This window comes from Christiangramia sp. LLG6405-1, assembly GCF_045055805.1.
Classification (GTDB): Bacteria; Bacteroidota; Bacteroidia; order Flavobacteriales; family Flavobacteriaceae; genus Christiangramia.
Map to the genome: position 1 here is coordinate 1 of NZ_CP159330.1, position 11130 is coordinate 11130.

Consider the following 11130-nt stretch of genomic DNA (forward strand, 5'->3'; position numbering starts at 1 on the left):
ATGTCAAAAACTGCGCAATCGGTTTGGAATAACTGTCTGTCTTTTATTCAGGATAATATTACACCTCAAGCTTATAAAACATGGTTTGAACCTATCCAAGCAGTGAAACTAACGGATTGTGCCCTGAGTATCCAGGTGCCTTCTAAATTTTTCTATGAGTGGCTGGAAGAACATTATGTGAAGTTATTAAAGGTTTCTCTTACACGTGAATTAGGAGATAAGGCTAAATTGGTCTACGTGATCAAAATGGAGAATACCTACGGTAATAAGTTACCTTTTACAGAGAAGATTCCAAGCACGCAAAGGTCGCAGATGGCTTCTCAGGAAGTAGATGTTCCTGTAAAGAACAAAAGCCCGGAACTTAAGAATCCTTTCATTATTCCTGGAATTCGAAATGTAAAGATCGAATCTCAGCTGAATCCTAATTACAATTTTGATAATTTCCTTGAAGGTGAGTCAAATAGGCTTGCCCGTTCCGCTGGACTCGCTGTTGCGAATAAGCCCGGAGGAACCTCCTTTAATCCATTATTGATATTTGGCGGTGTAGGATTGGGGAAAACGCATCTGGCGCATGCTATTGGCGTGGAGATCAAAGATAAATACCCGGAGAAAACAGTTCTTTATATTTCTGCGGAAAAATTTACCCAGCAATACATTGAATCTGTTAAGAAGAATAATCGTAATGATTTTATTCACTTCTACCAGATCATAGATGTACTGGTGGTCGATGACATCCAGTTATTATCTGGGAAAGCAGGAACACAGGATGTATTTTTTCATATTTTCAACCATTTACATCAAAACGGGAAGCAAGTCATCTTAACTAGTGACAAGGCTCCGGTTGACATGCAGGATATTGAACAACGCCTGCTGTCAAGATTTAAATGGGGACTATCTGCTGAACTTCAAAATCCAGATTTTGAAACTCGAGTTTCGATTATTAAGAACAAACTTTATCGTGATGGTGTAGAGATGCCTGAAGATATCGTAGAATTCCTGGCAAATAATATTAAAACCAATATCCGGGAACTGGAAGGTGCAATCATTTCATTAATTGCTCATTCCTCTTTCAATAAGAAAGACATCACTCTGGAACTGGCGAAAAAGATCGTAGATAACTACGTGAAAAACACCAAGCGCGAAGTTTCTATAGATTATATTCAGAAGGTTGTAAGTGATTACTTCCAGATGGATGTGGATACTTTACAATCCAAAACTAGAAAACGCCATATTGTACAGGCGAGACAGCTTGCGATGTTCTTTGCGAAGAAATTCACTAAAGCATCACTGGCAAGTATTGGATCTCAAATTGGGAGCAGGGATCATGCTACCGTTCTGCATGCGTGTAAGACCGTAGACAATCTTGCCTCCACAGATAAGCAATTCAAGAAATTTGTTGAAGATCTCAACAAAAAGCTCACTCTATAAAATTAAATGTTTATGAAAACCAGGGTATTGATGGTGTGTCTCGGGAATATCTGCAGATCGCCGCTGGCCGAGGGTATTCTTAAATCTAAAGTAGATCCTGAAAAGGTTTTTGTAGATTCTGCAGGAACCGGAGACTGGCATGTTGATTCTGAACCAGACAAAAGATCGATCGCCATTGCCAATAAGAATGGTCTAGATATTTCCCAGCAAAGAGGAAGACAATTCAGTAAAAAAGATTTCCAGGACTTCGATCATATTTTCGTAATGGATAATTCCAATTTTAAGGATGTGATCGCCATGGCAGAAACCGATGAGGAACGCCAGAAAGTACATTTGATCCTTGAGGAAATATTCCCTTCAGAAAATGTTGATGTTCCAGATCCATATCACGGAGGAGATCAGGGCTTTAAGAATGTTTATATGATGCTGGACGAAGCAACAGATGAACTTAAAAGTAAACTCGAATCTGGCGAATTATGAGTTCTTTTGCTACAAATTCAGGTAAACTCTATCTGATACCCGTCGGCCTGGGCGCTTCAGACGCAGATAAGATTTTCCCGGGTATCAATGCTGAAATCATTTCGAACATTGATGATTTCATTGTTGAGAATGAAAAGACTGCCAGAAGATTTATCAAAGAGATCCTTCCTGAGAAATCACAACCTTCACTTAAACTTTCAGCATTAAACAAATTTACAGAAGCTTCAGAAATTCCAACTTTTCTAGATGCTGCAAAAGCTGGAAAGGACATGGGATTAATGAGCGAAGCGGGTTGTCCCGGGGTAGCAGATCCAGGCGCCGAGATCGTAAGACTGGCTCACGACGCTAACATACAAGTAGTTCCCATGGTAGGTCCCAGTTCTATTCTACTTGCGATGATGGCTAGCGGAATGAATGGTCAAAGCTTTACTTTTCATGGATATCTTCCTATCGATAAGAAAGAAAAGAAGAACGAACTCAAAAACCTGGAAAGAATTTCAGCTGAAAAAAATCAGGCTCAAATATTTATAGAAACGCCGTACAGGAATAATAAGTTTCTGGAAGATCTAGTTCAAACACTACATCCAACTACCAGGATCTGCGTTGCATGTGATCTTACGCTAAACACTGAATTCATTAAAACGGCAACTGCTGCGGATTGGAAAAATATAAAAGCCGACCTCCATAAGAGACCGGCTATTTTTATTATCCAGAAGGATCTGTAATTTTTAGGCTTCGTTTAGATTGTCGAAATCTACCCTGGCATTTTTAGTAGTCGTTACAAATGATGTATCGTATCCACCAAAACGCTTCATGTAAGTTTTAATTGTAGTACCAAATGCGTCACTGAAAGCCTGTGCTCCCCAGCTGCGCAAATACTTTTTGACACTTCCAGGTCCCGCTAAATGTGCTGCGGCAAGAATACCAGATTCAGTTACTATTACACCGTTTATATTTTTACCTACAAATCGTTTGATATCGCGTTGCAAGATCCACTTATTTCTGGATGCATTAGCATAAAAGGCTGCTTCCTGTAAAGCTGGTGAATTTAAGAATCCTATAGTGTCGTAAACACCAAGCAATTCTAAGGTTCCTTTACCAAACTGATACTTTCCCAGATAACCAAACTCGTTTATGGATTTGTAATCACCACGAGATTCCTTGAAAGCCAGGGCTTCCTTAAAACCAACATAGGATTTCCCAAGAAACGGAGAAGTCGTTGAAATTTGAAATTCGGGTTCGATCTCATCCCGCACATCAGGAACTGTATAATCAAGTTCCAGATCGTAAGTTGAGTAATCTTCCAAATCAAGATTTGCAGCTTTTTTCGTTGAAAAACTAAAAAAAATAGAGCCTGCTGCAAGAGGCAAGATTGAAAATTTTGCAATTTTCTTTCTCATTACATGTGTTTTTGAGAAGTTAATGGTGGTTCAATTATTTGAAATTCACCCTCCGCATATTCGCGGCGCAAATGTACGACATTTTTTAATAAACTGACTTACAGTGTGTTAAAGCTTATTTAAAGTATTAATGGAATTAACTTTTAGATAACTTATTGTGGATCAATAAGTTAAACATTCCGTAAGAAATTAGCTACTAACGTCTTATTCCCTGCTTGTTGATCCAGCGCACATATTCCTGCTTATTCCGGTTATGTTGCGCTAAGTTTTTAGCAAATTTATGGTAGCCGAAATTTTCAACATTTGCTACGAAATAAAAATAATCGTGATCCTCGTAATTTAGTACCGCATTGATAGATGAAATATCGGGCATCCAGATTGGTCCCGGCGGCAGCGTAGAATATTTATAAGTGTTATAAGGTGAATCTATTTCCAGATCTTTATAAAGAACTCGTTTGATGATCGTATCAAAATTCTGAGTTTGTCTCTTAATGGCATAAATGACTGTTGGATCTGCATCCAGCTTCCATCCATTTTTGAATCGGTTCATATATACTCCGGCCACTCTAGGACGCTCATCAACCTTTGCTGTTTCTTTTTGAACGATTGAAGCAATGGTGATCACTTCAGATGGAGTTAAACCAATTTGTTCAGCCTTCTCTAACTTTTCAGCAGTCCAGAACCTGTCATATTCCTTTTTCATTCGCTGCCGAAACTCTTCCGCAGAAGTATTCCAGTAAAATTCATACTGGTTTGGTATATACATTCCTAAAGCTGTGTTCTGATCTAAATCATTTTCAGCTAGAAATTCAGGGTTTTTAAAGGCTTTCAGCAACTCCACACTATCCGCTTCAATTTGCTGAGATATCCTACCCGCCAGATTTTCCAGACGTTCCTGGTTATTGAAAATTACCTTTACCGGATTGTTTCCAACTCTCAACCTGTTCACCAGATCATTATTATTCATCCCTTTTTCGATAGTATATCTTCCTGGTCTGACTTTAGAAGCATAACCTTTCTTCTCGGCCACCAGTTTAAAGGACTCTTTGTCTTTAATATAAGGATCCAGCGTATCAAGAACCGATTGGAATGTAGCGCCAGTTGGAATATACACTACTTTCTCTGAATCCTCCATTTTAATATTTGAGGTGAAGATGCTATTGTATATATAATAACTAAAAATACCTGCGCCAATTAAGCCCAGAATAGCAATTGCCAGAATAATTTTCTTAATGTACATCGTTGATCAATTGATAAAGTAATTCATCTTTATATTCCCCATTATGCATGCTCCAGTCTTTCTTTAAGCCTACTTTTCTAAAGCCATTCTTTTCAAAGACCTTCTTACTGTCTTCGTTGTCTTCAGTTACATTTGCGTAAACCTGATGTAATCCCAGGTGAGTAAAACAGAAATCGCATAACAACGAAAGACTTTCTCTTCCGTAGCCTTTTTTGCGATCTTTAGGATCTGCGATCAGAATACCCAGTGCAGCACGCTGATCCTTAATATCAAGATCGAAAACGTCGATAAGACCTACTGCTCTACCCCTTTTAGTGCAAATAACAAGTCTTAACTGTTTAATATCATAAATATCGCGGTGTGCATTCTCAATATACTGGCGAATCAAGAATTTTGAATATGGCGTTTGCGTTGAACTTATCTCCCAGAAATTCTCATTATTTTCAATTTCATGAACAAAATCCAGATCTTCCGGCTCCAACGCTCTTAGGAATATTTTCTTTCCATTTAATGTTAACATACAATTTCTCCTTTAAAAACCTGAACAGCCGGTCCTGTTAGCCAGATATTTTCAAATCCTGAATCAGTTTTCTCAAACTTTACTTCCAAAGAACCTCCAGGTGTTTCAAGCTTAACTTCTTTATTCTGGATCTTACCAGTTTGGTAGGCCGCGATTGCCACTGCTGTAACTCCAGTACCACAGGAAAAGGTCTCATCCTCTACTCCGCGTTCATAAGTACGTACCTTTAGAACCCCATCATTGATTTGCTGCACAAAATTTACATTAGTGCCATTATTATCTTTATACATTTCAGAATATCGAATTTCTGAACCCTTCTGCTGAACGTCTTCAGATTGCACATCTTCCACAAAAACTACGTGATGCGGCGAACCAGTATCCAGGAAACTATATTCCTCCTGAAGCTTGAGATCCGTCACATTCTGCATTTTCAAACTTACAATACCTTCGCTGATCGTAGCTTTGTGCGGCCCATCTATTGCAGTAAACCGGGCGGTTTTTTCAACTATTCCCAGGTAGTTCGCAAAAGCGACCAGACAGCGTCCTCCATTCCCACACATGCTACTTGGATTACCGTCTGCGTTGAAATAGACCATTTTAAAATCGTCTTCAGCAGCATCAGGTTCCTCGAGCAGGATGAGTCCGTCACCCCCAATTCCGAATCTTCTGTCACACAGCTGTTTGATCAATTTGGTATTATTTTTGGATACTTTAAGATCACGGTTATCGATCATGACAAAATCGTTCCCGGTGCCCTGGTATTTATAGAATTCTAGATTCATTTCTTCATTTTCAAGAGGCGCGAATATACGATTTTGAACAGAAATCATAGCCTGTTAAATGGTCGTTAAAAATCGCAATATGAATACTAAGTTGGAAAAATTAAAGGTTAAATAATCAAATAACATCCGAAAATGAAAAAAATAGCAAATCTAATTCTGGCCTCTGCCCTTGGTGGCGCCATGACCCTGGGAAGTTATAAGTTACTGGTAGAATATGATAATATTACTTCCTACGAAAACAATAGTGAAACAACAGAGAGTTTCCTTCCTGTTAGCAATACTCCAAATTACGGGACAAATGTTGATTTTACAGATGCTGCTGAAAAAACCATACATGCTGTGGTTCACGTAAAGAACGTAGCTGTATTTAAGGGAGGACCAAGGAGCATCTGGGAATATAATCCTTATGGTACTGAAGGTGGTCGCGCCTTACAGGGTGCGGGTTCTGGTGTAATTATAACTCCTGATGGTTATATCGTTACGAATAACCATGTTATTAAAGGAGCCAGTGAAATCGAGGTTACTCTGAATAATAATAAGACGTACACTGCTGAAGTGATTGGTAGTGATCCTGCGTTTGATATCGCACTTATAAAAGTTGAGCCGGAAGGTGAACTGGATTATATTCCGTTTGGAGATTCAGATAACGCTGAAATTGGAGAATGGGTTCTTGCAGTTGGAAACCCTTTCAATTTGAAGTCCACAGTTACTGCAGGGATCGTAAGTGCAAAAGCTAGAGATCTGAATGTTAATGACAGTTCGCCGCAGTCTTTTATACAAACCGACGCCGCTATTAACCCTGGTAACAGCGGTGGAGCTCTCGTTAATATCAACGGTGAATTAATTGGTATTAATACAGCAATCACCTCTCCTAGTGGTAGCTACATTGGATATGCTTTTGCTGTACCTTCCAATAATGCCAGAAAGATCGTTGAAGACATTATGGAATACGGAGACGTGCAAAAAGGAATTCTTGGAATTCGCGGAGGGACTATTAATGAACAAATTTCTAATGACCGTAATCTCAACATTTCACAGGGCGTAATCGTTGGTGCCGTTACTCCTGGAAGTGGTGCAGAGAAATCTGGAATTCAGGAATTCGACGTTATCAGAAAGATCGATGATATTAAAATCGCAAAGTTCTCAGATCTTACCGGTTACATTAATTCGAAGAGACCTGGAGATATAGTAAAGGTACAATTGATACGAAACGGAGAATCTAAAACCGTTGATATTGAGCTTACCAAACTTGAAACTTATTCACTTCCTACTCTTGGCTTTGAAGTTGCAAATACTACCAAAGAAGAGCTCGAAAAGTATAATGCACCCAACGGCGTTCGTATTAGTAGAATGCTCTCCGATGATCTTCCTTCTTCAGAATTGATGGGCGGGATCATTTCTGAAATCAATAATAAGAAAGTCAATTCTATCGGGGATGTGGAACAAATCATGGAGAACAGAAAAAAATCAAATCCTATCGTTATTACTTATCATAATTTAAAAGGTGAAAAGCAACGGATGATCTGGAGATAAGAGATATTCCAAACAGTCAAAAAGCCCTTCAGAATTGAAGGGTTTTTTTATGTCAAAAACCTTTACGAAAACGTTTGAAATATATACTTTTGCCGGAAATTATAACATCACAACACAAAATGGACTTTAATAAAGTTTACGAAAAAGAACTTTCATTCCAGGCAGATCGTCGCAAAGCAACGGTTGAATTTATCAATATCGTTAGCGACCTGTGGTATGACAAATCGATCGAACTCGTTTTATTTAGAAATCAGTTAATAAATAAAAATGTTAGCGATATTCTGGACCTTCATGAATATGCAGGAGAATTTGTAGGTAAACCTATATCGATCTTTGATTCGGTAGAGATCGCTAAAGCAATTCAAGGATTGAATCTTCCACCTGCAAAGCTGGACATTGGAAAACTTACCTACGAATATCATCTTGACGGTCAAACTCATAATAATGCGATGGCATTTGTGAGTAGCAAACTGAGTGATGCTAAACTGAACGAAGTGGTTACTCCAAAAGATGTTGTGCTATATGGCTTCGGAAGAATTGGAAGACTGGTTGCTCGCGAATTGATGACCAGAACCGGGAAAGGAAACCAGCTTAGACTTAGAGCAATCGTAACCCGTGGAAACGTAGACCAGAGTGTTCTGGAAAAACGTGCTTCATTACTGAAGAGCGATTCTGTTCACGGACCCTTTAGCGGAACTGTAAATGTAGACGTTGAAAATTCAGCGTTGATCATCAACGGGACTACCGTTCATATGATTTCAGCAAACCAGCCGGAAGATATTGATTATACACAATATGGTATCAATCATGCTCTTGTGATCGATAATACTGGTGCTTTCAGAGATAAGGAAGCGCTTACCAGACATTTGAGTTCTAAAGGAGCTGCAAAAGTTCTTTTGACTGCCCCTGGAAAAGGAATCCCAAATATTGTTCATGGTGTAAATCAGAAGGAGCATGATCCAGATAGCGTTGATATTTTCTCAGCCGCATCCTGTACTACTAATGCTATTACTCCAGTTCTAAAAGCTGTTCAGGATTCTTTTGGTGTAGTTCACGGTCATCTTGAAACTATTCATGCTTATACGAATGACCAGAACCTGGTCGATAATATGCATAGCAAATATCGTCGTGGAAGAGCTGCCGGGCTTAATATGGTGATTACTGAAACTGGCGCTGGAAAAGCAGTTTCCAAAGCACTGCCTGTTTTTGAAGGAAAACTGACTTCAAATGCGATTCGAGTTCCTGTGCCTAATGGTTCACTTGCGATCCTGAATCTTGAAGTTGAAAAAGAAACCAGCCTTGAGGAAGTTAACTCGATCCTTAAAAAATACGCACTGGAAGGTGAACTTGTTGAGCAAATACAATATTCTGTAGACAATGAACTGGTGTCTTCAGACATTATAGGCTCTTCTGCCCCGGCGATCTATGATAGCAATGCTACCATCGTTTCTGCAGATGGTAAAAATGTGATCTTATATATATGGTATGATAACGAATACGGATACAGTCACCAGGTAATCAGACTGGCAAAATACATTGCAAAAGTTAGAAGATTCACCTATTACTAGAATCTCAAAATTTTTAAACTTTTAGACCCTGCCATTGGTAGGGTTTTTTTATTTTTGCGGCGGTTTAATTCAAATAATAAACTGACTCAAAAGAATTTAAAAGCACGAATAGGCGAATTTCTGTCCGAAAATCTGAAATATACTAACTCTATTTTTCGCCCGTTGAAGTGTATTAACCCAAACAATTTCAATTACCTAAAAGATGAGTAACAAAATTTACATTGTAGCTGCTTTTGTTATTGCTAGTGTATTTCAGATGAATGCCCAGACAGACAGCCTTAAAACAGACACGCCCATACAGGACGAGTTTACAAGCCTTATCAAGGAATCCAACAATTATCAGGGTTATAAGGTTGTGGATTATGATAAGCTTATAGAGCTAAGAAATACGACCCGTAGTTATATCACCGAGCTAAAAGAAGAGATCGTAGTTCAGAAAAATACAGTAGATCAACAAAACGATGAGATTCAGCAGTTGAAAGCAGATCTGGAATCTACGCAACAGGACTTGCAAAGAGTAACCGAAGAAAAGGATGCTTTGATGTTTTTGGGAATGCCATTTTCCAAAGGTGGATACAAGGCTATGATGTGGGGAATCGTTGGTGCTCTTGTTGTGATCCTTCTTATTATATTCTTCAGATATAAAAGCTCACACGCGGCAACCAAAGATGCTCAGCAAAAGCTGGATGAAACTGAAAAAGAATTCGACACCTATAGAAGTAAGGCTCTTGAAAAGGAACAACGCCTTGGAAGAATGCTACAGGACGAAAGAAATAAGTCGAATAATCCGAACATCTAATAAAGATTCAGTTCTACAGAAATGCGTATAGATATCATTACCGTCATTCCAGATATTTTAAAGAGTCCTTTTGAGGCTTCTATCCTGGAACGGGCAATCAAAAAAGGTCTCGTAGAGATCCACCTGCATAATTTAAGAGATTACGTTAGTGATAACTATAAACAAATAGATGATTATCAATTTGGTGGTGGTGCAGGAATGGTAATGATGATCGAACCTATAGACAAATGTATTTCAAAACTAAAGTCTGAGCGAGAATACCAGGAAGTGATCTATATGACTCCAGATGGAGAAAGACTTGAGCAGAGAACTGCGAACAGTTTATCTCTGCATGAAAACCTTATTATTTTATGTGGTCATTATAAAGGAGTAGATCAACGAGTGCGCGATCAGTTCATTACTAAAGAGATTAGTATTGGAGATTACGTATTGTCTGGTGGTGAGTTAGGTGCGGCGGTACTTTGTGATTCGATCATTCGATTGATTCCAGGAGTTCTGGGGAATGAAACTTCTGCCTTAACAGATTCCTTTCAGGATGATTTGCTTGCTCCCCCGGTTTACACCAGACCTGCGGAATATAAGGGCTGGAAAGTACCGGAGATCCTTACCAGTGGTAATTTTCCAAAGATAGAAGCATGGCGTGAAGATCAGGCCTATAAACGTACCAAAGCACTTCGACCTGATCTTTTGAAGGAAGATTAATTTTTTCAAATTCAGGCTTGTAGAATAATATTATTTAATTAATTTTGCACTCATTCTAAAATAACCTCTGGCGAGAAACGTGCATGTTGTTTTTGAATTTACTTTAAACTATTAAGAATGGAATCGTTAGTAAAATTTGTTCAGGACGAATTCGTATCAAGAAAAGATCTACCTGAATTTTCAGCAGGAGATACTATTACTGTTTATTACGAAATTACAGAGGGTCAGAAAACAAGAACACAGTTCTTTAGAGGTGTTGTTATCCAGTTAAGAGGAACAGGATCATCTCAAACCTTCACTATTAGAAAGATGAGTGGAACTGTTGGAGTGGAAAGAATTTTCCCAATCAACCTTCCGGCGATTCAAAAAATTGAGATCAATAAGAAAGGTAAAGTTAGAAGAGCAAGAATTTTCTACTTTAGAGAACTTACTGGGAAGAAAGCTCGTATCAAAGAAGCTATCAGAAGATAATCCTTTCTCATACAAATATTTAAAAGCCCCGGTTCTTCCGGGGCTTTTTTTGTTTAAATCATTTACCATCAAAAAGTTAAAGTCTTTTCAGAATAGAATAATATTAGTTATCTTTAAGTAAGAGATTTAGGATGACAAAAGGATTTTTAGATCTTGAAGAAGTAAAGATTTTTTTTACTTCTAGAGTTTGAAATTTTCTATATAACA

The 11130-nt window shown here is 38.4% G+C and carries 12 protein-coding genes; 8 read left to right on the forward strand and 4 right to left on the reverse strand.

Annotated features, from left to right (window positions below):
- Genes dnaA through ABVM50_RS00015 form a run of 3 tightly spaced genes read left to right on the forward strand, consistent with a single transcriptional unit; the run spans position 1 to position 2633 of the window.
- The gene (gene dnaA / locus ABVM50_RS00005) at positions 1-1428 is read left to right on the forward strand and encodes a chromosomal replication initiator protein DnaA (protein ID WP_322300789.1); all 1428 of its coding nucleotides are present in this window, start codon (positions 1-3) and stop codon (positions 1426-1428) included.
- Between the two features lie 12 nt (positions 1429-1440).
- Positions 1441-1908, forward strand: coding sequence for a low molecular weight protein-tyrosine-phosphatase (locus tag ABVM50_RS00010; RefSeq protein WP_405199409.1), 468 nt, complete (start codon positions 1441-1443; stop codon positions 1906-1908).
- Positions 1905-2633, forward strand: coding sequence for an SAM-dependent methyltransferase (locus ABVM50_RS00015; RefSeq protein ID WP_405199410.1), 729 nt, complete (start codon positions 1905-1907; stop codon positions 2631-2633). The genes ABVM50_RS00010 and ABVM50_RS00015 overlap by 4 nt, the downstream gene beginning before the upstream one ends.
- A gap of 3 nt (positions 2634-2636) precedes the next feature.
- On the opposite strand, the gene ABVM50_RS00020 is transcribed toward ABVM50_RS00015, so the two are convergent.
- From ABVM50_RS00020 to dapF, 4 genes are all read right to left on the reverse strand, one after another.
- Positions 2637-3308 carry a peptidoglycan-binding protein LysM gene (locus ABVM50_RS00020; RefSeq protein WP_405199411.1) on the reverse strand — a complete coding sequence of 224 codons (672 nt, stop codon included), beginning with the start codon at positions 3306-3308 and terminating at the stop codon, positions 2637-2639.
- Positions 3309-3504: 196 nt separating this feature from the next.
- Positions 3505-4548 (reverse strand): endolytic transglycosylase MltG, encoded by a 1044-nt coding sequence (gene mltG / locus ABVM50_RS00025; RefSeq protein WP_405199412.1) that lies wholly within the window; start codon positions 4546-4548, stop codon positions 3505-3507.
- A complete protein-coding gene (locus ABVM50_RS00030) occupies positions 4538-5068 on the reverse strand; it encodes a GNAT family N-acetyltransferase (protein ID WP_405199413.1) in 531 nt (176 codons plus the stop codon). Before ABVM50_RS00030 ends, mltG begins: the two co-directional genes overlap by 11 nt.
- Positions 5062-5850: a diaminopimelate epimerase gene (dapF, locus tag ABVM50_RS00035; protein ID WP_405199414.1), complete on the reverse strand. Its 789-nt coding sequence runs from the start codon at positions 5848-5850 to the stop codon at positions 5062-5064. Before dapF ends, ABVM50_RS00030 begins: the two co-directional genes overlap by 7 nt.
- Before the next feature lie 132 nt (positions 5851-5982).
- Here dapF and ABVM50_RS00040 point away from each other — a divergent pair, with 132 nt between their 5' ends.
- The 5 genes from ABVM50_RS00040 to rplS all read left to right on the forward strand — a co-directional run bounded on the left by ABVM50_RS00040 (position 5983) and on the right by rplS (position 10923).
- Positions 5983-7383, forward strand: a complete 1401-nt coding sequence (locus tag ABVM50_RS00040; RefSeq protein WP_405199415.1) for a trypsin-like peptidase domain-containing protein — start codon at positions 5983-5985, stop codon at positions 7381-7383.
- Between the two features lie 119 nt (positions 7384-7502).
- Positions 7503-8951: a glyceraldehyde-3-phosphate dehydrogenase gene (locus tag ABVM50_RS00045; protein WP_405200724.1), complete on the forward strand. Its 1449-nt coding sequence runs from the start codon at positions 7503-7505 to the stop codon at positions 8949-8951.
- Positions 8952-9153: 202 nt separating this feature from the next.
- A complete protein-coding gene (locus ABVM50_RS00050; protein ID WP_405199416.1) occupies positions 9154-9750 on the forward strand; it encodes a hypothetical protein in 597 nt (198 codons plus the stop codon).
- A gap of 21 nt (positions 9751-9771) precedes the next feature.
- The gene (trmD, locus tag ABVM50_RS00055; RefSeq protein ID WP_405199417.1) at positions 9772-10452 is read left to right on the forward strand and encodes a tRNA (guanosine(37)-N1)-methyltransferase TrmD; all 681 of its coding nucleotides are present in this window, start codon (positions 9772-9774) and stop codon (positions 10450-10452) included.
- Between the two features lie 117 nt (positions 10453-10569).
- Positions 10570-10923 carry a 50S ribosomal protein L19 gene (gene rplS, locus ABVM50_RS00060; RefSeq protein ID WP_141878372.1) on the forward strand — a complete coding sequence of 118 codons (354 nt, stop codon included), beginning with the start codon at positions 10570-10572 and terminating at the stop codon, positions 10921-10923.
- Positions 10924-11130 lie beyond the last annotated feature (207 nt).

Bases quoted from the DNA above. Each gene is read 5' to 3' on its own strand.
- rplS (WP_141878372.1), top strand. From the start codon at position 10,570: ATGGAATCGTTAGTAAAATTTGTTCAGGACGAATTCGTATCAAGAAAA.
- ABVM50_RS00050 (WP_405199416.1), top strand. From the start codon at position 9,154: ATGAGTAACAAAATTTACATTGTAGCTGCTTTTGTTATTGCTAGTGTA.
- dnaA (WP_322300789.1), top strand. From the start codon at position 1: ATGTCAAAAACTGCGCAATCGGTTTGGAATAACTGTCTGTCTTTTATT.
- ABVM50_RS00020 (WP_405199411.1), bottom strand. From the start codon at position 3,308: ATGAGAAAGAAAATTGCAAAATTTTCAATCTTGCCTCTTGCAGCAGGC.
- trmD (WP_405199417.1), top strand. From the start codon at position 9,772: ATGCGTATAGATATCATTACCGTCATTCCAGATATTTTAAAGAGTCCT.
- ABVM50_RS00045 (WP_405200724.1), top strand. From the start codon at position 7,503: ATGGACTTTAATAAAGTTTACGAAAAAGAACTTTCATTCCAGGCAGAT.
- ABVM50_RS00015 (WP_405199410.1), top strand. From the start codon at position 1,905: ATGAGTTCTTTTGCTACAAATTCAGGTAAACTCTATCTGATACCCGTC.
- ABVM50_RS00040 (WP_405199415.1), top strand. From the start codon at position 5,983: ATGAAAAAAATAGCAAATCTAATTCTGGCCTCTGCCCTTGGTGGCGCC.
- dapF (WP_405199414.1), bottom strand. From the start codon at position 5,850: ATGAATCTAGAATTCTATAAATACCAGGGCACCGGGAACGATTTTGTC.
- ABVM50_RS00030 (WP_405199413.1), bottom strand. From the start codon at position 5,068: ATGTTAACATTAAATGGAAAGAAAATATTCCTAAGAGCGTTGGAGCCG.
- ABVM50_RS00010 (WP_405199409.1), top strand. From the start codon at position 1,441: ATGAAAACCAGGGTATTGATGGTGTGTCTCGGGAATATCTGCAGATCG.
- mltG (WP_405199412.1), bottom strand. From the start codon at position 4,548: ATGTACATTAAGAAAATTATTCTGGCAATTGCTATTCTGGGCTTAATT.